This window comes from uncultured Sunxiuqinia sp. (assembly GCF_947495665.1).
Classification (GTDB): Bacteria; Bacteroidota; Bacteroidia; order Bacteroidales; family Prolixibacteraceae; genus Sunxiuqinia; species Sunxiuqinia rutila.
The window spans coordinates 641,415-663,952 of record NZ_CANLZV010000001.1 but is presented as its reverse complement, the minus strand read 5'-3'; the positions used below and the strand labels follow the sequence as shown (position 1 = coordinate 663,952).

Annotated in this window: 25 protein-coding genes; 20 read left to right on the top strand and 5 right to left on the bottom strand. The window is 44.0% G+C overall.

Going from position 1 to position 22,538, the window contains the following annotated elements:
* The first annotated feature begins 171 nt into the window (after positions 1-171).
* Positions 172-870 (top strand): CPBP family intramembrane glutamic endopeptidase, encoded by a 699-nt coding sequence (locus Q1A18_RS02910; RefSeq protein ID WP_299577163.1) that lies wholly within the window; start codon positions 172-174, stop codon positions 868-870.
* A gap of 212 nt (positions 871-1,082) precedes the next feature.
* On the top strand, positions 1,083-1,844 hold the full coding sequence (locus Q1A18_RS02905) for a hypothetical protein (protein WP_299577161.1): 762 nt from the start codon (positions 1,083-1,085) through the stop codon (positions 1,842-1,844).
* Between the two features lie 298 nt (positions 1,845-2,142).
* Here Q1A18_RS02905 and Q1A18_RS02900 read toward each other — a convergent pair whose 3' ends face one another.
* Positions 2,143-2,493, bottom strand: coding sequence for a hypothetical protein (locus Q1A18_RS02900; RefSeq protein WP_299577159.1), 351 nt, complete (start codon positions 2,491-2,493; stop codon positions 2,143-2,145).
* 375 nt (positions 2,494-2,868) lie between these two features.
* Here Q1A18_RS02900 and Q1A18_RS02895 point away from each other — a divergent pair, with 375 nt between their 5' ends.
* The 4 genes from Q1A18_RS02895 to Q1A18_RS02880 all read left to right on the top strand — a co-directional run bounded on the left by Q1A18_RS02895 (position 2,869) and on the right by Q1A18_RS02880 (position 6,574).
* Positions 2,869-3,192 (top strand): hypothetical protein, encoded by a 324-nt coding sequence (locus Q1A18_RS02895; RefSeq protein ID WP_299577157.1) that lies wholly within the window; start codon positions 2,869-2,871, stop codon positions 3,190-3,192.
* Between the two features lie 66 nt (positions 3,193-3,258).
* Entirely contained in the window at positions 3,259-3,786 is a 528-nt protein-coding gene (locus Q1A18_RS02890; RefSeq protein WP_299577155.1) for a hypothetical protein, read from the top strand.
* A gap of 358 nt (positions 3,787-4,144) precedes the next feature.
* Positions 4,145-5,374: a tRNA 2-thiouridine(34) synthase MnmA gene (gene mnmA, locus Q1A18_RS02885; RefSeq protein ID WP_299577153.1), complete on the top strand. Its 1,230-nt coding sequence runs from the start codon at positions 4,145-4,147 to the stop codon at positions 5,372-5,374.
* A 186-nt stretch (positions 5,375-5,560) separates the two neighbouring features.
* Complete coding sequence (locus tag Q1A18_RS02880) at positions 5,561-6,574, top strand: dihydroorotate dehydrogenase-like protein (RefSeq protein ID WP_299577151.1); 1,014 nt, start codon at positions 5,561-5,563, stop codon at positions 6,572-6,574.
* Positions 6,575-7,017: 443 nt separating this feature from the next.
* On the opposite strand, the gene Q1A18_RS02875 is transcribed toward Q1A18_RS02880, so the two are convergent.
* From Q1A18_RS02875 to Q1A18_RS02860, 4 genes are all read right to left on the bottom strand, one after another.
* Positions 7,018-8,340, bottom strand: a complete 1,323-nt coding sequence (locus Q1A18_RS02875; RefSeq protein ID WP_299577149.1) for a DEAD/DEAH box helicase — start codon at positions 8,338-8,340, stop codon at positions 7,018-7,020.
* A 41-nt stretch (positions 8,341-8,381) separates the two neighbouring features.
* Positions 8,382-8,843: a hypothetical protein gene (locus Q1A18_RS02870; protein ID WP_299577148.1), complete on the bottom strand. Its 462-nt coding sequence runs from the start codon at positions 8,841-8,843 to the stop codon at positions 8,382-8,384.
* Positions 8,844-8,945: 102 nt separating this feature from the next.
* Complete coding sequence (locus tag Q1A18_RS02865; protein WP_299577146.1) at positions 8,946-10,133, bottom strand: SpoIIE family protein phosphatase; 1,188 nt, start codon at positions 10,131-10,133, stop codon at positions 8,946-8,948.
* Positions 10,133-11,059, bottom strand: a complete 927-nt coding sequence (locus Q1A18_RS02860; RefSeq protein ID WP_299577144.1) for a PAS domain S-box protein — start codon at positions 11,057-11,059, stop codon at positions 10,133-10,135. Before Q1A18_RS02860 ends, Q1A18_RS02865 begins: the two co-directional genes overlap by 1 nt.
* A 161-nt stretch (positions 11,060-11,220) precedes the next feature.
* On the opposite strand from Q1A18_RS02860, the gene Q1A18_RS02855 reads away from it, so the two are divergent.
* The 14 genes from Q1A18_RS02855 to Q1A18_RS02790 all read left to right on the top strand — a co-directional run bounded on the left by Q1A18_RS02855 (position 11,221) and on the right by Q1A18_RS02790 (position 22,482).
* Entirely contained in the window at positions 11,221-11,565 is a 345-nt protein-coding gene (locus Q1A18_RS02855) for a hypothetical protein (protein WP_299577142.1), read from the top strand.
* Complete coding sequence (locus Q1A18_RS02850; protein WP_299577140.1) at positions 11,565-11,975, top strand: ATP-binding protein; 411 nt, start codon at positions 11,565-11,567, stop codon at positions 11,973-11,975. The genes Q1A18_RS02855 and Q1A18_RS02850 overlap by 1 nt, the downstream gene beginning before the upstream one ends.
* On the top strand, positions 11,975-13,351 hold the full coding sequence (locus tag Q1A18_RS02845; protein WP_299577138.1) for a [Fe-Fe] hydrogenase large subunit C-terminal domain-containing protein: 1,377 nt from the start codon (positions 11,975-11,977) through the stop codon (positions 13,349-13,351). The genes Q1A18_RS02850 and Q1A18_RS02845 overlap by 1 nt, the downstream gene beginning before the upstream one ends.
* A complete protein-coding gene (locus Q1A18_RS02840; RefSeq protein WP_299577136.1) occupies positions 13,338-13,679 on the top strand; it encodes a DRTGG domain-containing protein in 342 nt (113 codons plus the stop codon). The genes Q1A18_RS02845 and Q1A18_RS02840 overlap by 14 nt, the downstream gene beginning before the upstream one ends.
* A complete protein-coding gene (locus Q1A18_RS02835; RefSeq protein ID WP_299577134.1) occupies positions 13,676-14,419 on the top strand; it encodes a PHP domain-containing protein in 744 nt (247 codons plus the stop codon). The genes Q1A18_RS02840 and Q1A18_RS02835 overlap by 4 nt, the downstream gene beginning before the upstream one ends.
* Positions 14,416-14,964, top strand: coding sequence for an ATP-binding protein (locus Q1A18_RS02830; protein WP_299577131.1), 549 nt, complete (start codon positions 14,416-14,418; stop codon positions 14,962-14,964). The genes Q1A18_RS02835 and Q1A18_RS02830 overlap by 4 nt, the downstream gene beginning before the upstream one ends.
* A 92-nt stretch (positions 14,965-15,056) precedes the next feature.
* Positions 15,057-15,452: a (2Fe-2S) ferredoxin domain-containing protein gene (locus Q1A18_RS02825; protein WP_299577129.1), complete on the top strand. Its 396-nt coding sequence runs from the start codon at positions 15,057-15,059 to the stop codon at positions 15,450-15,452.
* A 14-nt stretch (positions 15,453-15,466) separates the two neighbouring features.
* Positions 15,467-17,260: an NADH-quinone oxidoreductase subunit NuoF gene (locus Q1A18_RS02820; protein WP_299577127.1), complete on the top strand. Its 1,794-nt coding sequence runs from the start codon at positions 15,467-15,469 to the stop codon at positions 17,258-17,260.
* Between the two features lie 14 nt (positions 17,261-17,274).
* Complete coding sequence (locus Q1A18_RS02815) at positions 17,275-19,026, top strand: NADH-dependent [FeFe] hydrogenase, group A6 (RefSeq protein WP_363322865.1); 1,752 nt, start codon at positions 17,275-17,277, stop codon at positions 19,024-19,026.
* A 67-nt stretch (positions 19,027-19,093) separates the two neighbouring features.
* The gene (gene nuoE / locus Q1A18_RS02810) at positions 19,094-19,600 is read left to right on the top strand and encodes an NADH-quinone oxidoreductase subunit NuoE (protein ID WP_299577123.1); all 507 of its coding nucleotides are present in this window, start codon (positions 19,094-19,096) and stop codon (positions 19,598-19,600) included.
* A 316-nt stretch (positions 19,601-19,916) separates the two neighbouring features.
* Complete coding sequence (locus tag Q1A18_RS02805; protein WP_299577121.1) at positions 19,917-20,354, top strand: Hsp20/alpha crystallin family protein; 438 nt, start codon at positions 19,917-19,919, stop codon at positions 20,352-20,354.
* A 162-nt stretch (positions 20,355-20,516) separates the two neighbouring features.
* On the top strand, positions 20,517-20,966 hold the full coding sequence (locus Q1A18_RS02800; protein ID WP_299577119.1) for a hypothetical protein: 450 nt from the start codon (positions 20,517-20,519) through the stop codon (positions 20,964-20,966).
* A gap of 59 nt (positions 20,967-21,025) precedes the next feature.
* Positions 21,026-21,472 carry an Hsp20/alpha crystallin family protein gene (locus Q1A18_RS02795; protein WP_299577117.1) on the top strand — a complete coding sequence of 149 codons (447 nt, stop codon included), beginning with the start codon at positions 21,026-21,028 and terminating at the stop codon, positions 21,470-21,472.
* An 83-nt stretch (positions 21,473-21,555) separates the two neighbouring features.
* Positions 21,556-22,482: a DnaJ C-terminal domain-containing protein gene (locus Q1A18_RS02790; protein WP_299577115.1), complete on the top strand. Its 927-nt coding sequence runs from the start codon at positions 21,556-21,558 to the stop codon at positions 22,480-22,482.
* Positions 22,483-22,538 lie beyond the last annotated feature (56 nt).

Sequence of the window (22,538 nt, the reverse complement as noted above, 5' to 3'; positions counted from 1 at the left end):
ACTCCAAAAATTTGTATTTTAAACATTTTTTAAGAGCTTTCAGTAGTGTGTGCACATGCTCATGCTGGGCACACACAATGGCTCATACGCAATATGCCTGCCGCAGGCGCAACACAGGCACACTGCGCATAGCCGAGCCGTTATGCATAAAATTGAAATAACCTTGAACTAATGAACAAACTAATACGCAAATTTTCACCGACAATAGAACTTCTTATTATATTAATATTAGGGTTCGGACTTTTTATCTATTCTTCGACAATCTCATTCTTTGCTGTCAATTCAGACTATACTCATTCATGGGGTTATAAAATTACCAATTTTAGCCACTCGACTATTTTGATTTATGAAGTGATTGCATTCTCAATTATTCTATACATTTTGAAAGTTAGAGCGTGGAGATTGACCGATTTTAATCTCAGTTTTAAATTTCGACTAATATGGGTTGCTTTACTTTTGTTGGTTTTAAGGAATATAACTGGAGGTATTTTGAGCAAAATTTTTGAATTTGCAACAGTCATTGGCGATACGGGGACAAAACATGTTCATTACGGACTGGAAGCTAATTGGATAGTAATTTTATTATTTGTTGTCATAAATTCAATTTATGAAGAATTCATATTGGTTGGATATTTCTTCAAGAGACTTGAAAAATATCATCCAGCCATTTTAATTGGACTGAGTACATTAATAAGGCTTTCTTTTCATACTTACCAAGGTTGGATAGGAATATTTTACATTATCCCAACAGGATTAATTTTTGGATATTATTACTTTAAATACAAAAAGCTTTGGCCATTGATAATTGCACATGGATTAATGAATTTACTAGTATTTTTAAGAATGCAGTTTCAATGGCAAGACAATTGAAAATAAAAATTCTATGCATAACACGGTACATATTGCAGGGCGGGGTTCGGTGGTACGCCAACTGCGGATTCTCGCATCGCAGTTCCGTGTCCTTCGGACAGGAACGCTCTTCGAAATCCGCCCCGACAACTTGCAAGTGACCGTTAGCGGGCATTAGAAGAACCAAAATTTGAATGAGTACATGAAATTCATAAAGCAATTGAAATACGATAATGGAAAGTAAATTACTAAAAACAACATTTTTTATAGGAATTTTCTTTGTTGCCTCTGGAATTTATATCAGCACATACTGGGGTAATATTGGAATCAATATATTTCCTTTTCTTGATTTAAATCAATTAATTCTATATGCTCTTGCCCCAATAATTGATAAAGCACTTCCTTATATATTCTCTGCTCTGATTTCGTTACTTTTATTAAGTAACATTTTCCCCTTTGGTGGATATGAAAAAATGAAAGAAAACGGAGAATTGTCAAAAGGAGATATTATCACGAAAAGGATTATTGGAATCTCAATTTTCACCATACTTCCATCAACTCTAATTGCGTCATTTTTCATAGACAAGGGACTATTTTACCAAATGTTGCCAATTGTACTTGCTCCGTTTTCCGTCTTTGTCACTAATTTCTTAGTGAATTATAAAATCGTATTACCGAATAATTTTAATAGTGCCATAATTGCAATTGTAGTATTTATTCTATCATCCTCTTTCTCCATGGGGAAGATTGATTCAATGGAAATATTGTCTAATAGTAAATTCAAATACACGAAAATCAATACTGAATATTATAAGTTTTTAGGTAAGGCTGGAAACCATTTTATGTTTATTTCATTGGATAATTCAGAAGAAAAGGTTTTCAATACAAATAATTACGGCACACTGACTTTACGGGACTTTAATAGTAAGAATCAAGTTAGAAATGACTCGTTATTAATTAGAAATATTAAGGACGTTGACAATAACGCCCGCTAATAAAATGTATATGCAATGCGGGTTTCAGCGGTTCTTTCGGACTGCGGTTCGTTGTTGCAACACCGCCAATTCGTCTTTGACGATTCCGCCCCTAACTCCCCCTCGTCTTAGCGAAGCGGTGCCGAGGGGTAAACTACTTGTCGTTTGTAACGACCATACACCAACCCTTCACGTTCGGAACAATAAACTGCCAACGACGATAAACCAGACCTATTGCTTTGAAAAACAATAAGGAATATCTTTCAATCAAAATAACTCCTCCCTCATCATTGCTTCGCTCAAACAAAGGGCAGGCAGACTAGCTGGCATCTTTTGATTCTTCTTTGCGCTCAAATATAAAAACTTCGGTCTCGCTCGCATAGGCTACATAGGCTAGCTTGATAGCCCAGCCCGCTCTATCCATGAAGTTCAATAAATGGGTTTCTGTCTTGAACTTCATCTTACTACCATCCTGATCAGAGAAATTGTAAGTTGCTTCCTCACCTTGCACAGTTACGATGTTCCCCATCTTGGAGTAGACAAAATGAACAGTACAGTAATGGCCCGTAATATCTTTAAGATTGGCAACCTCATCCCCTTTTTTTACGGTCTGGGCGTTAATCATAGCTGCAAAAAATAAACAGACAAACAAAACTAAAAGTCTCTTCATGATTGATTTTTTTTTGGTTTTCATAAAGATAGAGAAATTAATGAATCATTTCTTTTGCAATGCCGAGGGGTAAACTGCTTGTCGTTTGTAACGACCATGCACCAACCCTTCACGTTCAGAACAATAAACTGCCAACGACGATACTCCAGACCTATTGCTTTGAAAAACAATAAGGAATATCTTTTATTCAAAATAATTAGTCACTCCTTACCGCTTCGCTCAAACCTGGGGCAGGCAAAAGCAGGGCAACACTCACCGCATAAAAGAAAAAATACGCACAATGCTTAAAATGATTTTTTTTAAAATATCTTTGGATAACAGGTAACCAACTTACCTCCAATAAAAAATCGACAACAACCCTTAACTGAATTTATCATGAAAAAGTGTCCAAATTGCAACGCAGAGATTGAAGAGAGTTTTGAATTGTGCTGGAATTGCAACTTCAGCCTGACTGAGAATAAGATAATTGACATTAAAGACTTAAACCACAACAAAAAAGACATTAATTGTCTCAGATGCAATACGCCATACATCTATTCCGGAGAGTATAAATTTCATGAAGGGCCAAAGATTGGAATACTTGGAAATTTATTTGAAGCACTGGTTAATCGGGAGGCATTTGATATTTATGCATGTCCCAAATGTGGGAAAGTTGAATTTTTTATTCCTACCAATGATAGTGAATACAAATTTGAATAAGGTTGGGTAACTAACCCCTCCTTACCGCTTCGCTCAAAACAGGGAAAGCCCGGAAAAAATATTGATATGAAAAGGAAAGCATTTCTAACGTTGGGATTAATCCTGTCATTGGGGATATCCTTTGCTCAAACAAACAAGTTTGAAAAAATTGACTTTATTATTGGTGATTGGGTAGGAACAGGATCTGGTTTTGGCAATAATAAATCGAAAATTGAATCCAGTTTCCATCTTACAATGAATGGGCAGTACATTGAAATAAAAAATGAATCTCAATTTGAACCGACCGATAAAAATCCCGAAGGAGAACACCATATCGATAAGGGCTTTATCAGTTTTGACAAAAGCAGGAATTCAATAATTCTAAGGCAGTTCAACAATGAAGGATACTACAACCAATATGTCTTAAATGATTCTATTTCAAACGAAAACATATTGATCTTTGAAACGGAATTTATTGAAAACTTTGTGCCAAACGGAAAAGCAAAATGGACAATAAAACGGATAAACGAAAATGAAATTGAAACGATTTTCGACGTTTCATTCGGAAAAGATTACACCTGTTTTGGAACCAACAAATTACGTCGAAAGCAATAAACCTGCTCTCCCCTCGCCTAAGTCTGGTGGTGTCGAGAGCTACGTGGGCTCTCGTTTGCAACGACCATACACAGACCAATTGCATTGAAAAGCAATAATAAATACCTTTCAATCAAAATAACTAGTCACTCCTTACCGCTTCGCTCAAACCAGGGGCCGATCGGTTCAAACGAATAACCACTTCACCTCAACGAAACACGAATGCATGTTAACGAATAACAGCTTCAACCTAAGGAATAGCAACTCGCGTTAAACCAAAGTGTGTCTCACCCAAACGAATGAACACTACCGCGAAACTGCCCTATCTTAACAAAAGATCACCCCGCATCTTAAATATCACGGTCTTCTTTCCACCGAATTGCCTATTTCCAAATTTCGTTCTACTTTTGTCGCTCAATTGATTCAAAAGATGAAAAGGGTAGTTATTGGACTTTCAGGAGGAGTAGATTCAAGTGTTGCAGCCTATTTGCTGAAACAACAAGGATACGAGGTGATCGCTTTATTTATGGTGAACTGGCACGACCGTACAGGCACCTTAACGGGCAGTTGCTCCTGGGAAGACGATGCCATGATTGCCGAAATGGTAGCCAAAAAACTGGACATGCCCTTTCATATTGTCGACCTCAGCAAGGATTATAAGAAACGGGTTGTCGACTACATGTTTGACGAATACAGCAAAGGCCGCACCCCCAACCCCGATGTGCTTTGCAACCGCGAAATCAAGTTTGATATTTTCATGGATGAATGCCTGAAATTTGATGCCGACTATGTGGCTACCGGGCATTATTGTCAGAAAGGGGAAGTGGAAAAAGACGGCCAGCCCATTTACCAGTTGCTGGCGGGCGAAGACAACAACAAGGACCAAAGTTATTTCCTGTGTCAGCTCAGCCAGAAACAACTCAGCAGAGCGCTGTTTCCCATTGGACATCTGGACAAGCCCGAGGTTCGTAAAATTGCCGCCGAGCAGGAACTGCCAACAGCAACCCGTAAGGACTCGCAGGGCATTTGCTTTGTGGGGAAAGTGGACTTGCCTACCTTCCTGCAACAACAACTGGAACCCAAAACCGGTAATGTGATTGAAGTGCCAGCCGAATTCATGGCGAAGAAAAAGGCGGTAGAAAAGACTCCCGATAATTTCAAAAAACTGTGTTTTGCCTACCCTTACAAACCCTGGAATGGTAAAGTAATTGGCGAACACCGTGGCGCGCATTTCTATACTGTTGGTCAGCGCAAGGGGCTGAACATTGGCGGCCACGAACAACCCCTGTTTGTGCTGGGAACCGATGTCAACCGCAACATTATTTATGTAGGTGAAGGAACTGACCACCCGGGACTTTACCGTCCGGGACTGTTCATTTCAGAAGCGGAAACCCACTGGATTCGGGAAGACTTGAAAATGGCTGTTGGAGAAAGCCGACGCTACGATGTGCGTATCCGCTACCGCCAACCGCTTGAAAAAGCAACGCTCTATCAGCGTGAAGAAGGCTTGTACCTGTTGTTCGATGACGAACAGCGTGGCATTACAGCCGGGCAATTTGCTGCCTGGTATGATGGCAAAGAGTTGCTTGGTTCGGGTGTCATAGCCTGATGCCACCAGCCTGGCGGCTAAAATACGTCGAAACCTTAAATCAGATACTTCGGGAAGCCAGTAACTTCCGCTCAGACTCTGTCGTAAAGATTTTCAAACACTTGTTCATCTTTGTGCTTTTGGCTTTGAACAAAAGCAGAACTTCCATAGTTTAACTAACAGAAAATAACCTGTAAAATCAATATTATGGCAGATCTATCAACCACCTACATGGGGCTAAAGCTAAAGAACCCGATAATCTTAGGTGCCAGTAACCTGGTGAATAAACCAGCAGTGATTAAACAGCTCGAAGAAGCAGGCATCGGGGCCATTGTGTACAAGTCGCTCTTCGAAGAACAAATCCAACTGGAATCGCTTCAACTTGAAGATGAACTGCACGAATACGAAGAGCGTCATGCTGAAATGACCAGCATTTTTCCGGACCTGGAACATGCCGGCCCGAAAGAGCATCTTTTCAATCTGAAAACCTTGAAAAAGAATACTTCGGTTCCTGTAATCGGAAGTTTGAATGCCATCTATGAAGTTTCGTGGGTTGAGTATGCCAAAGAATTGGAACAAACAGGCATTGATGCCCTGGAAGTGAACCTGTATGCTACTCCGGGCTATTTTGAAACCAGCGGCAACAGCATTGAAGACAAACAAATTCAGATTGTTAAAAGCATCAAAAAAGCCGTTCAGATTCCGGTTAGCGTAAAACTCAGTCCATTTTATACCAATACCTTAAACTTCATCAAAAAACTGGACGAAGTGGGTGTTGACGGCTATGTGCTTTTCAACCGCTTTTTCCAGCCGGAAATCGATATTGAACAAGAGCTTTTCTACTATCCCTGGGAATTGAGTCATGAAAAAGATCACCAGCTTGCGCTGCGGTATGCCGGGTTGCTGTATGGCAACATTGACGCCAGCGTATGTGCCAGCCGTGGAATTTCAGACACCAAGGATGTCATTAAAATGTTGCTTGCCGGGGCCGATGTCGTTCAGGTTGTTTCTGCCATCTATCGTAACCAACCTCCGTTTGTAGCTAAGGTACTCCGCGAATTGGCCGACTGGATGGATCACAAAGGCTACAAATCGCTGGATGATTTTCGTGGAAAATTATCGCGCAAAAACCTGAAAGATCCCTTTGCTTACCAACGGGCTCAGTATGTTGAGATCTTAATGAAATCAGAAGAAGTTTTTAAGAAATACCCGATGGTTTAAATCGGAATAAACGCATAAAACCAAAAGGCTTTAAACAATTGTTTAAAGCCTTTTGGTTTTTCTGGTGATCTTTTCTTTCAATAGGACTCCATAATTCGATAATTACTTAATCATTATCAATCCATAAAGTCTTATCAGACGGATTTTACTCTTTGTCTTGAAACAAAGAGTAAACAGAAAATTCAAGGCTGATTTTTATCTTCCCCCTCCATCTTCCTAAAAGCCAAGTTCAACGAGTGATTTCCTCCTTCGTCGGAACTTCTCGTTTGCACTAGGCTTTCAGTTTAATTCCGGCCTTGATAAAAATAGGCCAATCTGTTTATCTCAATGCTAATTAACATTCTTTCCTTTCAGGTAACTTCATTCCTCTTACTGATTCCTGGTATTCATGTATGTTTTGGGGATACTACACCCCCGAATTCTTCCAGGCAAAGGTGATTGCCTTAGTTTGCCAAACTCACCCGTACCTTTTTGTTTTTTAAGCGAAGTTTGTCAAGCATTTCTACCAATTGGTCTGCCTTTGCAGCATGTACGCCTACAAAAGCGCAGTCCTGCTTCAGCTCAATCACGCCCAATTCATCTTTGTTCAGCTTCCCTTGTTTAAAGAAAAAACCGGCAATATCAGCTTTCGATATTTTATCTTTTCGTCCGCCGGAAATAAATAAGGTGGTCCAGGCAGAACTCTCCGGAAGTGGTGCTTCCTGAAGCCGTTCAATCCCTAAAGCCCCCATGTAGTCGGGCAAATTTTCTTCTTCCCACTGCAACACGTAGGCCGTTCCATCGTTAAACATGCGCGCAGTACGCCCGTTACGATGCGTAAATTCATCCTTCCGCCCCGGAAGCTGGTAATGAATAATAAATTTGATCTCCGGAATATCGAGTCCACGCGCCGCCAGGTCGGTAGCAATCAGAAGCTGGTGCGAGCCATTCCGAAACTGAATCAAGGCCCGTTCGCGATCCACCTGTTCCATCCCTCCATAAAAGCAACCGTGACTAATTTGCTTTTCTGTCAGAAAAGCACTCACCCGCTGAATGGTATCTTTAAAGTTGCAGAAAATAATTCCGGGCTGGTTGCCAATATGGCAAAGCGCCTCAACCAAGGTTTCCAGCTTGTCTTTTTCAGGCGAAAGAATCCGCTTGATCTTCAACTGCGAACCTTGCTCCTTCAGGTTATTGATTATTCGGGGCTTCTTCAGTCTCACAAACGAAGGAACCTCTCTTTTTTGGGTTGCCGAGGTTAATATTTTCTTCTGAAGATCAGGCAAAGCAGCCAGAATCTGTTTCATCTCCCCTTCAAATCCAATCTCCAGCGACTTGTCAAATTCATCGAGCACCAAGGTTTTTATGGTGTGCGTTGGAAAGGTTTCGCGCCGAAAATGATCCGCGATTCTGCCGGGCGTCCCAATCAATAAAGCCGGACGGTGTTTCAACTCCAGCCTGTCTTTCGAAAATGACGTACCGCCATAAACCGCATTGGTCTTAAAGCCTGCCCCCATTTCGCGGGCCACCTGTTCAATTTGAATAGCCAGTTCGCGCGATGGCGCAATAATCACACATTGCACTTCCTGACAATCACGATCCAATTCGGCAAGCACCGGCAACAAAAAGGCCAGCGTTTTTCCGGTTCCGGTAGGTGACAGCAATACCACTTCAGCGCTTGACTGAATAGCCTCCTGGGCCTCCTGCTGCATGGCATTCAGTTGCTCAATGCCTAACTTTTCCAGAATATTTTCCTGATTTTTTAACATCCGGCAAAGGTAATTCATTTCCTTTGATCACCGGCATACCGACAATAAAGTGTGCGCAATTAAACAATTGATTTAACCTGAATGAGCTGGCCATTAAAATCAAGTTCATCGCCAGCCTTTTTACCGCGCAGTGCCTGCCCCAAAGGCGACAGCATGGATAAGCAATAAACATCGGTTTGCCCAATCCGGATTTTCCCCATGGCTACCGACAGCAAATAATGGCCCTGATTACAAACAAGCAGGCTTCCAAACGCAGCTTCCTGCATAGCAACTGACGGATTAATTTTTGACAGCTCATTTTTCAGAGCCCGGTTTTTACTCAACTGCGCCTGGTGTTTGTCCAGTTCCATTTGCATCATGGCCCGGCCGGTTTCGTATTTGTCGCCGGCACTGCTTTTCGTATCATTATCCCGCGCTTCCTTAGCCGATTCTATGGCTTTTAAGCTCGCGCCGATACGTTCATCCAACAAGTCATTCAGCTGCTTCAGCAATTGTTCTTTGAGTTCTGTATTGAAAGTCATTCAGTTCTTATTCAAAAATGAAATGCCGTTCCACTCCGGGCAAAAGCCCACGAAGTTCCGGTAACGGCAATACAATATGTTTTTATCTAAAAAATAACAGAATTAAACCAGCTCAACAGTCACGTTCTTCAGGAAACGCTCTTCCAGCAAACGGGCAATTCGTTTAACCACAAATTTACGTATTTCCAGCTCCACGGGCTGATCCGGGTCCTGATGTGCCCAGTTGATGCGTGTGCCAACAATGATGTGAATGTTATCATGCTCCAGCAGTAGTTTGGCGACTTCCTCCGGCGGACTTGTTCCCAGACGGTCTTCGCGCGAGTAGGCCTCCAGAATCTCTTCCACCTTCCCCATGGTTAAAATTCCTTCGGTAACCATTTCAAAGCCCTTCATTTCTGCTGCAGGCGGAATCCCAGCTTCCTCGTAGCCATACCGATGCTGAATGTTGACTTCCAGGTCGAGTTCACGGGCAATAATCTCAGCCGTTGTTCCTCCACAAATGATCTTTTTACCGGGAAACTCAATAACCCGCTTGACAAAATCCGTGTCCTTTATTTTATAGAAAGGCGGACCGGTAATCAGCATAAACTCCCTCGGTTGCCTGAAATGAACAATGCCGCAACTCGTGTCGTCCTTCAGTTCAAAGCCATCATTCATGGCTGCCTGGTTCAGGATTTTGCGCGCCAGTCGGGTGGCGGAAATTTCCGGTTCCCGAGCCAGCTGTTTTTCAGCAAAGCTACACACCTGTTCAAGCCCCCAGCCCATCGGATAACGCTTTCCCCCCAAACCACTTTGCTCCACGCCATCAGTCATAAAAACAATCCGGTCTCCCTGGATCGGCTTAAATTCCCGGATGCGAAGAATTTTACCCACATTTTCTTCTCCGCGAATATTCACCTCAATTTCGTTGGGAACATAAGGCTTCCCATGCCGAAGAATGATTGTTTGCGGGTTGTCGTAATTAACAATACGAACCATGCCGTCCACTTCAATTTCAATGATGGTGAACGTAGCATAACTTTCCTGTCCGTCGCTGCTGCGGGGCAAAGCACGCATAAATACTTTGGCGGCCACATCGGGTTGTGTGTGTAGCGAGGAGTAATTCAGTGCCATGGAGGCTGTTAAAGTTCCCAGTACGTTGGCTTTTACACCATGCCCAATTCCATCGGACAACACCAGGATTACGCGGCCTTCTTCCTTGATCCGGCGCGTTAGAAATACATCGCCACACACCACTTCACCTTTCGGGAGCTTTTGTTGCATGTGCACATCAAAGTGGTAATCAGCCATCAGTTATCCTCCTCGTATTTATAGGACTCAATGATTGAATTCAGCATGATTTCGGTTTGGGAGGCATTTTCGCCCAACAGAAAAGCAATTTGACGAACCGTTTCCAGGTTTTGCTTATTCACCTGCCGGGCCCGGCTGATAATTTCTTCACGCACCAGTGAAGGAGCCGACATATCGCGAATGAGTGCCCCAACAACCCGGTTTTTATAGATGGTGATGACCGAAATATGCAACAGGCGATTCTGCACCTTTAAATCGCGCTCAACCATGTTTTCACCTGAGGCCATCAGGGTTGCAAACATTTTAAAAATCACTTCCGGAATTAACTCTTTCAAATCCGCTCCTTGCAAGCCGGGAATGGTTTCATACAGTTCCTCCAGTTCTTCGCCAAACAAGCGGGCAAAACCTTCATTGGAATCGATGACCTTAAAGTCGCTGTCAACAATCACAATTCCCGCCCGGATTTTGTGAATCATGGCCGAGGCAATCACGGAAGCTTCCTTGGCCTTTGCCAGCTTACGTTCGGCTTTTTTGCGGTCAGTAATATCCATAATGGAACCCACAACACCAATAATTTCATCGTTGCCATTCCGAATGACCGCCTTATTAAAAATTACATCGTGTATGGAACCATCAGACAAACGAAACTTGGTTTCATAGCTTTGTCCCTGCTGATTTTCAAACAACTCCTGATCACGACGAGCATACATCTCCGCAATATCAGGGGGTTGTACGTCAAACACCGTCTTTCCAATCACTTCCTCCTTTTTCAAGCCTATAAAATTCTCATGTGCCCGGTTGGTGGCAATGTAAACGCCATGAATATTCCGGTAAAAAATAGGAATCGGCAAGGCATCAATAATCTTCTGATGCAAGTCAGGATGCTGAATCATTTCCGTGTGTAAGGAATTGTCGTCGTAAATCATGATTTTGGGTACTTGGTTTTGGGTACTGGTTCTACGAAATTACAAATTTCAGCCCTTATTTCAATTCAATCTAAATTTTAATCCCCGGGCGCATATTCCATTCAAAATTGACTCCCATCTCACAGTTTTCAATCATATTTGTACAAACCCATTTAAGCACCATGCAGATCAGTAAAATTTGCCAACTATTGTCCGCCCGAATTATTTGCGGCGAAGAACTCTCAACAGCCCAAATTGAAAGAGGTTATAGTTCCGATTTGATGAGTGATGTTCTGACCCTTGATACAGACAACCTGCTTCTGATAACCGGGATGTGTAACCTGCAAACAATCCGGACTTCGGAAATGGCTGATATCCGATTCATCGTCTTTGTCCGCAATAAAAAGGTAAACGATGACATGCTGGCTCTTGCCAAAGAAAACAACCTTTGCATTTTGGAGTCGCCTTTCACCTTGTTCAAGGCCAGTGGCATTTTATACCAGGCAGGCTTAAAACCGGTTTATTAATGAAACTTCAATTTACCATAGAAGGAGGCAATTTTTCAAACGCCGGGCATGCTGCCAGCGAAATAAAAAAGATGCTTAAACAACTGGGGATAGAGGCCCGATGCATTCGAAATATTGTCATTGCCATGTATGAAGCCGAAGTTAATGTGGTAGCTCATGCCTTTGAGGGTCAGATTTTGGTGGATATTGAAACCGACAAAATAACGACAGAAATCATTGATAAAGGTCCAGGAATACCGGATATTGAGTTAGCCATGCAGGAAGGTTACTCTACGGCCAGCAAAAAAGTCAGAGAAATGGGCTTTGGTGCCGGCATGGGGCTTCCAAACATCAAGAAAAACACAGACGAATTTTATATTGAGTCAACAGTAAACAGTGGAACAACACTTAAAATGATTAATTACTTTTAATGTCACCGGCAAAACGATATCACGCATTAACCATCGATGAACAAAAGTGCATGGGCTGTACGCACTGCATGAAAGTTTGTCCCACCGAAGCAATTCGGGTGGCTGGTGGTCTGGCTGAAATCAGAGCTGACCGCTGTGTGGATTGTGGTCATTGCATGCGGGCATGCCCCGTCAAGGCAATCTATGTTGAGCAGGATGACTTGCAAAATATCCAGTCTTTTAAATACCGCGTTGTATTATTTCCTGCGGTTATGATTGGACAATTTCCGGAGAAATATACCGAAGACCAGATTTACGCGGCACTGCTCAAAATCGGATTCACCCATGTGTTTGAGGTCGAGCAGCCCATCGGGATTTTAAAAACCTCGATTAAGGAATACTGCCGGAAATCGCCCGACAACCGGCCACACATATCAACTTTTTGCCCGGCTATTGTCCGGCTGATTCAGATTCGCTATCCATCGCTGACGGAGAACCTGATTAAGCGAAAAGCGCCCCACGACCTGGTTGCGCATTTTGCCATCAGCGAACTGAAAAAGCAAGGAGCCAAAGAAGAAGAGATCGGCTTATTTTATGTGACTCCCTGCAATGCCAAAATCAGTTCGGTGAAAAGCCCGGTTGGTGAAACCGAATCCATCGTGGACGGCATCATCAACATGGATGCAATCTACAACCGGGTGATGAAAGCCATTGATGACAGCGAAGCAGCAGATACCAGTGCGCGGCGGCAAAACCTGACGCGGGACGGCATTTTATGGAGCTTAACACGTGGCGAAGCCAGAAACTTTGGCGAACGTAGCATGGCCATTGATGGTATTCACAATGTGATCCGCTTTCTGGAACGCCTGGAAAACGAAGAAGTGCCGGATATTGATTTTCTGGAACTCCGGGCCTGCGACCAAAGTTGCGCCGGGGGCATTATGATGACCGGGAACCGGTTTTTGACGGTTGAACGGCTGGAACGACGCGCCAAGCGCTATCCGCCCACCTGGAAACTTCAAAACTCACCGGCTATTAAAGAATCGAAACAACTAAAACAAAAGTTAGTCGCTGATACCATTATCCCCAAACCCGCCTTTAGCCTGGACAAGGACCGCAAACGAGCCCTGGAAAAAATGGCCCGTGCCCAGCGCATCATCTGCTTTTTGCCGGGTATTGACTGTGGCGCATGCGGAGCACCCAACTGTCAGGCCTTAGCCGAAGATATGGTCAATGGCAAAGCCAAGATGTCTGACTGCATTTTCCTCCAGCAAATGTGGGAAAACGAAGGCAAAATTGACACCAAAAAGGCTTTGCGCAACGTTGAAAAGAAATGGGGAGAAAAACGGTTTCAAGCCGACTGCAATAAACGAGGACGAAGAAATGAAGGTTTCTGAATTAGTAGAACTATTGGATTTACAAGTGATTTCAGGCGAGAAAGGACTCGACCGCGAAATCAGTGGAGCATATGTCTCTGACTTACTTAGTGATGTTATGGGAAATGCCCTTGAAGATCAAGTGTGGATTACCCTGCAGGTACATCAAAACGTGATGGCCATTGCCTCACTAAAAGATCTGGCCGCAGTCATCCTGGTGAAAGGACTGCAGCCCCACCAAAGCACGATTGCCCATAGCAAAGAGGAGCAAATCCCCTTGCTGTCCTCTTCCGATTCAACCTTTGACTTAAGCGGGAAATTATATGAGTTGCTGAAAGAGAAAGGATGAAAAAGTTTCGGGCCGACTTACATATCCACACCATTTTATCACCTTGTGCCGACCTGGAGATGAGCCCGGACAAAATTGTTGAACGGGCCATCGAACAAGGGGTCGACATTTTGGCCATTACCGACCACAACTCAACACGCCAATGCGCCATGGTAAAAAAACATGCCGAAGGCACTGGGTTGATGGTTATCAATGGATGTGAAGTCAACAGCCGCGAAGAAATTCATGCCATCTGCCTGTTTGAAGATGATTATACCCGCGACAAGTTTCAACGGTTTCTGGATCAATACCTGCCGGAAATCCCGAACCGTCCGGAGTACCATGGGCACCAGGTTTTGCTTAACCGGAAAAACCAAATCACCCAGTACTTTCCACACTACCTGGGAAGCCCACTTCAGATTGACCTGGAAAGCATTGAACAATACACCCACCAACTCAACGGCCTATTTATTCCGGCCCACATCGACCGGCCCATAAATAGCCTTTACAGCCAGCTGGGCTACCTGCCCTCCGACCTCCATGTTGACGGCTTGCAAATTACCCGGTTTGCCGATGAACAAACAATACGCAAACAATACGATATTCACTCGGACACCAGCCTGATAACCGCCTCTGATGCCCATTATCCGGAAGATATCGGTGCTGCATGCACTTCCTTCTATTTGTTCGAGCCTACTTTTCAGGAGATCCGCTGGGCCTTAAATCAAAAACACGGTCGATTTGTAAAAATTGAATCATGAACCAACTTGCCTTACACATTCTCGATATCGCACAAAACTCCATTCGGGCCAATGCCAGCCTGATCGAAATTCAAGTTAAAGAACAACCCGACAAAGACCAATATTCCATTACCATCAACGATGACGGACATGGCATGAGCCCCGCTCAGCTCGAACAGGCCACAAACCCCTTTTTCACTACGCAAACCACCCGAAAAGTTGGTCTTGGGCTCCCCTTGCTCAAACACAATGCCGAACAAACCGGAGGGCATTTCCAACTCCGTTCGGATGAAAATATAGGCACGCAGCTAAAAGTAAGTTTTGGCTTTAAACACATCGACCGGCCCATCTTGGGCGATATTGCCGGAAGCTTACTGATTTTGCTTAGCAACGAAAACAACACTGAAATACACTATAGCCACCAAACGCCCAAAGGGCAGTTTGAATTTGATAGCCGGGAAATCAAAAAGGAATTGGATGGGATGCCCATTTCTACACCATCAATTCGAAAATTCCTGCTGGAAATGATTCGAGAGAATTTAGAACAAATTCAAATTAGCGAATAATGATAAAAATTAGATTTTATCTGTCTTTATCGTCGGACATTTGAGAAAGGAGACGATTAACCTACTGATTTAAAACAAAAAAACGATACCTAATGTCAAAAGTAAAGTCACTTGCCGACCTCAAGAAATTAAAAGAGGAGGTTCAATCTAAAATCAAACTTAGAGAAAAAGGGGACCATCCGGAGAATCTGATCCAAATTAAAGTTTCGATGGCCACCTGTGGAATTGCTTCCGGAGCTAAAGACACCATGAACCATTTCATTGAAGAGCTCGACCACCAAGGCATTGATGCCCTGGTTACCCAAACCGGTTGTATGGGATTTTGCTATGCCGAACCGACCATTGAACTGACCATGCCTGGCCGGGAACCTGTAATTTATGGGTATGTAGATAAAGAAAAGGCACAGGAAATCATTGATAAGCACATCAAACGAAATGAACTGGTTGATGGCATCATCCCGGTAAGTTATAAAACCATTGACGAATAAAAACCACGCAAGGAATGGCTAACTATAAAATGCATTTGCTGGTTTGCGGAGGAACAGGCTGTAAAGCTTCTCAAAGCGGACCAATCAGACGAAATTTTCAAACCCAACTGGAAGAAATGGGGCTGGAACAGGATGTTCAGGTAATTCATACCGGATGTTTTGGTTTTTGCGAACAAGGCCCAATTGTAAAAATACAACCCGATAACACCTTTTACGTTTCAGTAAGCCCTGGAGACACCAAGGAAATTATTGAAGAACATCTAATCAAAGGGCGAAAAGTGGAGCGATTGCTTTACACCGATCCCAACACTCAAATGCCCATTACCGAAAGCAAAAACATGGACTTTTACAAAAAACAAGTCCGCATTGCTTTACGAAACTGTGGATTCATTAATCCTGAAAACGTTGAAGAATATATTGCCAACGAAGGCTATGCAGCCTTGGGCAAATGCCTGGAAGAGCTGACTCCCGAACAAGCCATACAAACCATCATGGACTCAGGCCTGCGCGGTCGGGGTGGCGGAGGTTTTCCTACCGGGCTGAAATGGGACATTACCCGAAAAGTGGAAAACAACCAAAAGTATGTGGTTTGCAATGCCGACGAAGGGGATCCGGGTGCCTTTATGGATCGCTCCATCCTGGAAGGCGACCCGCACACGGTTATTGAAGCCATGGCCATTTGCGGCTATTGCATTGGGGCCGATAAAGGCCTGGTGTATATTCGTGCGGAATATCCGCTGGCCATTGAACGCCTGAAAACAGCACTTAAACAAGCCCGCGAGTACGGCTTGTTGGGCAAAAATATCCTGGGATCCGAGTTCAGTTTTGACATTGAAATCCGCTACGGGGCCGGAGCCTTTGTTTGCGGCGAAGAAACAGCCCTGATCCACTCCATGGAAGGGAAACGTGGCGAGCCAACCTTTAAGCCGCCATTTCCATCGCAGGAAGGCTACCTGGGCAAACCCACAAACGTAAACAATGTTGAAACCTTTGCCAATATTCCGCCCATCATCAATAAAGGTGCTGCTTGGTTTAGCAGCATTGGTACGGAGAAATCAAAAGGAACCAAAGTATTTGCCCTGGCTGGAAAAATCAACAATGTCGGCTTGATTGAAGTGCCTATGGGAACCACTTTACGCGAAGTTATTTACGACATTGGCGGGGGCATTAAGAATGGCAAAGAATTTAAGTCAGTACAAACTGGGGGACCATCGGGCGGCTGCCTGACCAAAGATTTTCTGGATACCCCTATCGACTATGACAACTTACTGGCTGCCGGCTCAATGATGGGCTCCGGGGGTATGATTGTAATGGACGAGGACGACTGCATGGTATCCATCGCCAAATTTTACCTGGAGTTCACCCTTGATGAATCCTGCGGAAAATGCACCCCTTGCCGTATTGGCAACAAACGGCTACACGAAATTCTGGACAAAATTACCGAAGGAAAAGGAACTGCTGAAGATTTGACCAAATTGCGCATGCTTAGTCATGTTATCAAAGACACTTCGCTTTGTGGCCTGGGGCAAACCTCTCCCAACCCGGTACTTTCTACCCTCGATAATTTCATGAATGAATATGAAGCACATGTCAATGATAGCCATTGTCCGGCGGGGCAATGTAAGGCATTGCTGCAATACCAGATTGACGATGAAAAATGTACCGGCTGTACGTTATGCTTCCGAATTTGTCCGGTTGGCGCAATTTCCGGAGAAAAACGCAGTCCGCATTACATTGATCAGTCGCTGTGTATCAAATGTGGAGCCTGTTTCGAAAAATGTAAGTTTAATGCCATCAAAATTGCCTAACCCTCAAAACTACGCTGGAAATGATCAATTTAACCATCGATAAAAAACCCTTGGTCGTCAAAAAAGGAACTACCATTTTAGAAGCAGCTTCAAGTATTGGCATCGACATTCCAACGCTCTGCCACATGAACCTGCACGACATGAACATTGAAAACAATCCCGGTGGATGCCGGGTGTGCGTGGTCGAAGTAAAGGGCCGTCGAAACCTGGCTCCTGCTTGCTGCACCGAAGTAGCAGAAGGCATGGAGATCAGCTCACACTCCATTCGGGCAATCAACGCCCGCCGGACCGTTGTTGAACTGATTTTATCTGATCACCCGGCCGATTGCCTGGTATGCGCCAAATCAGGCAACTGCGACCTGCAGGATCTGGCTCATCATCTTGGCATTCGCGAAATTCACTACCAAGGCGAACAATCACACTATCGCGAAGATACCAGCCCGGCCATCATCCGTGAGATGGACAAGTGCATCCTTTGCCGACGCTGCGAAACCATGTGCAACCAGGTGCAAACCGTTGGTGTACTTTCCACCATCAACCGTGGTTTTCACTGTGTAGTATCCCCTGCTTTTGAAATGAATCTCGACCATTCTTCCTGTACCTATTGCGGACAGTGTGTGGCCGTTTGCCCAACAGGCGCCTTAACCGAAGTGGATGAAACCGGTGCCGTGATTCGTGCCCTCTCTGACCCGACCAAAACGGTGATTGTACAAACTGCTCCGGCGGTACGTGCTGCCTTGGGCGAAGAATTTGGCATGGAAGCCGGAACCCTGGTAACCGGAAAAATGGCTGCAGCCTTGCGCCGACTTGGCTTCGATTATGTGTTTGACACCGATTTTGCAGCCGACCTGACCATCATGGAAGAAGGAACCGAATTGCTTGGACGACTCAACAAATACCTGGCCGGTGACCAGGAAGTGAAGTTGCCAATCCTGACTTCGTGCTGCCCGGCCTGGGTGAAGTTTTTCGAGCATCAGTTTCCCGATCTGAAAGACATTCCGTCAACAGCACGCTCCCCCCAGCAAATGTTTGGCGCCATTGCCAAAACGTATTTTGCCGATAAGATGAAGGTAAAACGCGAAGACCTGGTGGTTGTTTCCATCATGCCTTGCGTGGCCAAAAAATACGAAAGTAGTCGCGATGAATTTGCCGTAAATGGCAATCCGGATGTCGATCATGCACTAACAACACGTGAACTGGCTCAGCTGATCAACCTGGCCAACATCGATTTTAAAGCTCTGCCCAATGAAGAGTTTGACCAACCAATGGGTGAATCAACCGGGGCCAGTGTTATTTTCGGAACTACCGGAGGTGTAATTGAAGCCGCCGTGCGCACGGCCTACGAAGTACAAACCGGCAAAACATTGGAGCGCCTCGATTTTGAAGAATTGCGCGGCATGGAAGGGCTGCGGAAAGCAACCATCGACTTTGACGGCTTACCCATCAATATTGGGATTGCCCACGGCCTGGGAAATGCCCGAAAGTTGCTGGAAGAAATAAAAGCTGGCAAAAGCGAGTTTCATGCCATTGAAATCATGTCTTGCCCCGGGGGTTGTATTGGCGGCGGTGGCCAGCCTTATCATCATGGCGATGTGGAGGTTTTGAAAAAGCGCCAGAAAGCAATTTACGCTGAAGATAAAAGCAAAACCATTCGCAAATCGCACGAAAATCCGTACATCAAAAAACTGTACGATGAGTTTCTGGGTGAACCGCTCAGTGAAAAAGCACATCACCTGCTGCACACCGAGTATTTTGACAGAAGTTGAAACGAGTCTTGAGTATCGCGTTTCGTGTTACGAGTATTCAAAAAAGAACTGAATTAAAAAGAAGACAATGCCAAAAATAAAACTTTCCGAAAAGACCATTAGCCAGATTAAGGAAATCTGTGCTCAGTTTGACAACCAGGAAGGAGAACTAATTAATGTTCTGCATCAGGTGCAAAGCAAGCTGGGCTATTTGCCCGCTGAGGTACAGGAAGTAATTGCCAAAGAACTGAACATGTCAGTCGCCAAAGTATATGGTGTGGTGACTTTCTATTCGTTTTTTACCATGCTGCCCCAAGGCGAGCACCCCATTTCTATTTGCATGGGAACAGCCTGCTACGTGCGTGGCGCTGAGCAGGTGCTGAGCGAATTCAAACGCCAGCTCAATATTGAAGTTGGCGAAACCTCCCCCGACGGTAAATTTTCACTAAGCAGCCTGCGTTGCGTAGGCGCCTGCGGGCTAGCCCCCGTAGTTACCGTAGGCGAAAAAGTCTATGGACGGGTTTCTCCACAGCAGGTTGGAAAAATTATTGCGGAGTACCAGGAAGGATGTCCTTCCGAGGCACAATCAGCCTAGCCCATAAAAAGCAATCCTGAGCTTGTTTGCAGGGATTTACGCCTACTACAAGCAAGCTCAGGCAAACAGGTTCTCCTTCCCATTCCACAGGCCTCTCCTTGCCCGTAAATCATGTCCACTTTTCGGCTAACAAACTGCCATATTGACATTTAATGCATGAATCTTTCTTCCAGTGCGATCGTAATTAAAAGCGTGAAGACACTGAACAAATGACAGCTTGAACTTGAAAAATTGTCCATCCAAATGCACTGGCACTTATTTTGATTTTTTCGAGTTGAAATTAAATGTCTAACTAAAAAGTATGGAGGATAAAATTATGGCACTACCAACATTTTCGAATCAGTACCCGGATTTATTTGACCGCTTTTTTGACAACAATTTATTCGATTGGTCAAACCGGAATTATTCAAACACCAACACAACCCTACCCGCAGTCAACATCAAAGAAGACCTTGATGGGTTTGAGGTTGAAGTAGCTGTTCCGGGCTTTGATAAAAAAGATTTCAAAATTGATCTGAACAACAATTTGCTGACCATCTCTTCGGAAAAGAAAGTGGAAGACGAAACCAAGGAAGGCCAGCAATTTACTCGCAGAGAATTTAGCTACCAATCATTCTGCCGGACATTTACCTTGCCCAACACCGTAAAAACAGACAGCATTGTAGCTAAATATGAAAACGGCATCTTGCGTGTCGAAATTCCGAAAAAGGAAGAAGTAAAACCCAAGCCACCAAAGCAAATTGAAATTAAATAGAAATTGATTCATCTCTGTTAACGGAGCGTCCGCACGTTTGGACGCTCCTGAATAAACAGCTCATTCACTGGTCTTAATTAGGCCAAGAACGATCGACGGAACGCATAAAAAGACAGCTTGCAGTTGCCAACTTAATTGTCTAACCACAAAACAAGGAAGACTATGAAGTACATTGGCTTATCAACAACGCTTTTACTCTTTTTGCTTAGCAGTTGTTCCGGTCAACCCCGTTCGGAACAAACGAAATCACTGGATTCGATAGCACCCAAAACCGACATTGTTGTTAACCGACAATTCGATGAAAACGGGAACCTTATCCGGTACGACTCAACGTATACACAGTTTTACAACAGTATTGAACAAGACAGCCTTCTGGCTGACAGCATTTTGAGTGAATTCAAAAATCGCTTCAATTTGCAGTATCCGTTCTCTGACAGGTCGTATTTCAACGATTTCTTTTTTCAGGACTCCTTGTTGCAATACGATTTCTACAAGAAAAACTTTTTCTACGAACGGTTTCAAAACAACATGAAGCGAATGGACTCTCTTTTTCAGGAAATGGATTCCATGAAGAATCGCTTTTTCATGGACCAGTTTCCGCAGAACAAATAAACTTTTCCCTGTGGGGATTACTAAAAAATAAAGTTTAACGATTAAAAACGGAGGTTGTTATGAATGGAATTAGAAAACATGAAAACTTACCACTCTGGCCAAAATTGTTCAATGATTTTTTTGACCGGGACTGGATGAATTTCTCAACCCGCAACTTTTCAAATACCAATACGACGCTTCCTTCCGTAAATATCAAGGAGGACGACAATGGGTTTGAAGTTGAGATGGCTGCACCGGGCTTTGAAAAGAACGATTTCAAAATCGATCTGGACAATAGCATGCTCACCATTTCTTCAGAAAAAAAAGTGGACAGCGAAACCAAAAAAGGCCAGCAGTTTACCCAGCGTGAATTCAGCTACCAATCGTTTAGCCGTTCATTTACGCTTCCACAGTCAGCTGAAAGTGATAAAATTACGGCCAGCTATGCCAATGGTATTCTAAAAATTTCTATTCCGAAGAAAGAAGAAGCGAAACCGAAACCAGCCAGAAACATTGAAATTAAGTAATGGAAGGCGGAACCTGTCTTCAGTTTAAAGGGGTGCTCCGTCAGGGAACACCCTTTTTTTTATTGATTCGCAAACAAAAAACAATGCAATACAAAGATTACTATAAAATACTGGGGGTTGACAAGAATGCTTCACAGGCTGAAATCAAAAAAGCCTACCGTAAGCTGGCTGTCAAGTATCATCCGGATAAAAATCCCGGGGATAAGGAAACCGAGAACCGCTTTAAGGAAATCAATGAAGCCCACGAAGTCCTCAGCAAACCCGACAAGCGCAAAAAATACGATGAGCTGGGCGAAAACTGGAACCGCTATGGACAAGCAGGACCATATGGCAGCGAAAATCCATTTGCTGGTTACCGACAGCAAGGCCAATCGTTTTATTCGGAAGAGGATTTGAATGATGTTTTCGGAGGTTTTGGCTCATCTGGCTTTTCTGATTTTTTCGAAGCTTTTTTTGGTCAAGGCAGACCATCAGGCAGATCAAAAAGTAATTTTAATTTCAGAGGGCAAAACCTGAATGCACAGCTGTCACTTAGTCTGGAAGAAGCCTTTCATGGCACCAGCAAACTCATTCAGCTACAGGATGAAAAAATCAGGTTAAAAATTAAACCCGGAGCCTACGATGGGCAAGTACTGCGCATAAAAGGGAAAGGCGGAAAAGGAAGCGACAAAAGCAATCAGGGCGACTTGATGGTAACCGTGCAGCTATTGCCACATCCCAGCTTTGAGCGGGTAGGCAATGACTTAAAAACGCGTCAGCAAATCAACCTGTTTGATGCTGTGCTCGGCGGCGAAGTTCAGGTTAATACCATGGACGGCAAAATTAAAATCAAAATTCCGGCCGGAACAAAAAATGACAAAGTGCTGCGGGTAAAGGGCAAGGGAATGCCGGTTTATGGCAAGCCCGGACAAAAGGGGGACCTACTGGTTCAACTTCAGGTTTCAATTCCGGATAAGCTAACCCCTGCCCAGAAAGAACTGTTTGAAAAGCTTCGGCTAAGTTTCAACTGAAGTAGTGATTTGAAAATTCCGTTTAACCAATATTCAGCAGACGAAAAAACAAGGAC

Bases quoted from the DNA above. Each gene is read 5' to 3' on its own strand.
- Q1A18_RS02910 (WP_299577163.1), top strand. From the start codon at position 172: ATGAACAAACTAATACGCAAATTTTCACCGACAATAGAACTTCTTATT.
- Q1A18_RS02905 (WP_299577161.1), top strand. From the start codon at position 1,083: ATGGAAAGTAAATTACTAAAAACAACATTTTTTATAGGAATTTTCTTT.
- Q1A18_RS02900 (WP_299577159.1), bottom strand. From the start codon at position 2,493: ATGAAGAGACTTTTAGTTTTGTTTGTCTGTTTATTTTTTGCAGCTATG.
- Q1A18_RS02895 (WP_299577157.1), top strand. From the start codon at position 2,869: ATGAAAAAGTGTCCAAATTGCAACGCAGAGATTGAAGAGAGTTTTGAA.
- Q1A18_RS02890 (WP_299577155.1), top strand. From the start codon at position 3,259: ATGAAAAGGAAAGCATTTCTAACGTTGGGATTAATCCTGTCATTGGGG.
- Q1A18_RS02880 (WP_299577151.1), top strand. From the start codon at position 5,561: ATGGCAGATCTATCAACCACCTACATGGGGCTAAAGCTAAAGAACCCG.
- Q1A18_RS02875 (WP_299577149.1), bottom strand. From the start codon at position 8,340: ATGAATTACCTTTGCCGGATGTTAAAAAATCAGGAAAATATTCTGGAA.
- Q1A18_RS02870 (WP_299577148.1), bottom strand. From the start codon at position 8,843: ATGACTTTCAATACAGAACTCAAAGAACAATTGCTGAAGCAGCTGAAT.
- Q1A18_RS02865 (WP_299577146.1), bottom strand. From the start codon at position 10,133: ATGGCTGATTACCACTTTGATGTGCACATGCAACAAAAGCTCCCGAAA.
- Q1A18_RS02860 (WP_299577144.1), bottom strand. From the start codon at position 11,059: ATGATTTACGACGACAATTCCTTACACACGGAAATGATTCAGCATCCT.
- Q1A18_RS02855 (WP_299577142.1), top strand. From the start codon at position 11,221: ATGCAGATCAGTAAAATTTGCCAACTATTGTCCGCCCGAATTATTTGC.
- Q1A18_RS02850 (WP_299577140.1), top strand. From the start codon at position 11,565: ATGAAACTTCAATTTACCATAGAAGGAGGCAATTTTTCAAACGCCGGG.
- Q1A18_RS02845 (WP_299577138.1), top strand. From the start codon at position 11,975: ATGTCACCGGCAAAACGATATCACGCATTAACCATCGATGAACAAAAG.
- Q1A18_RS02840 (WP_299577136.1), top strand. From the start codon at position 13,338: ATGAAGGTTTCTGAATTAGTAGAACTATTGGATTTACAAGTGATTTCA.
- Q1A18_RS02835 (WP_299577134.1), top strand. From the start codon at position 13,676: ATGAAAAAGTTTCGGGCCGACTTACATATCCACACCATTTTATCACCT.
- Q1A18_RS02830 (WP_299577131.1), top strand. From the start codon at position 14,416: ATGAACCAACTTGCCTTACACATTCTCGATATCGCACAAAACTCCATT.
- Q1A18_RS02825 (WP_299577129.1), top strand. From the start codon at position 15,057: ATGTCAAAAGTAAAGTCACTTGCCGACCTCAAGAAATTAAAAGAGGAG.
- Q1A18_RS02820 (WP_299577127.1), top strand. From the start codon at position 15,467: ATGGCTAACTATAAAATGCATTTGCTGGTTTGCGGAGGAACAGGCTGT.
- nuoE (WP_299577123.1), top strand. From the start codon at position 19,094: ATGCCAAAAATAAAACTTTCCGAAAAGACCATTAGCCAGATTAAGGAA.
- Q1A18_RS02805 (WP_299577121.1), top strand. From the start codon at position 19,917: ATGGCACTACCAACATTTTCGAATCAGTACCCGGATTTATTTGACCGC.
- Q1A18_RS02800 (WP_299577119.1), top strand. From the start codon at position 20,517: ATGAAGTACATTGGCTTATCAACAACGCTTTTACTCTTTTTGCTTAGC.
- Q1A18_RS02795 (WP_299577117.1), top strand. From the start codon at position 21,026: ATGAATGGAATTAGAAAACATGAAAACTTACCACTCTGGCCAAAATTG.
- Q1A18_RS02790 (WP_299577115.1), top strand. From the start codon at position 21,556: ATGCAATACAAAGATTACTATAAAATACTGGGGGTTGACAAGAATGCT.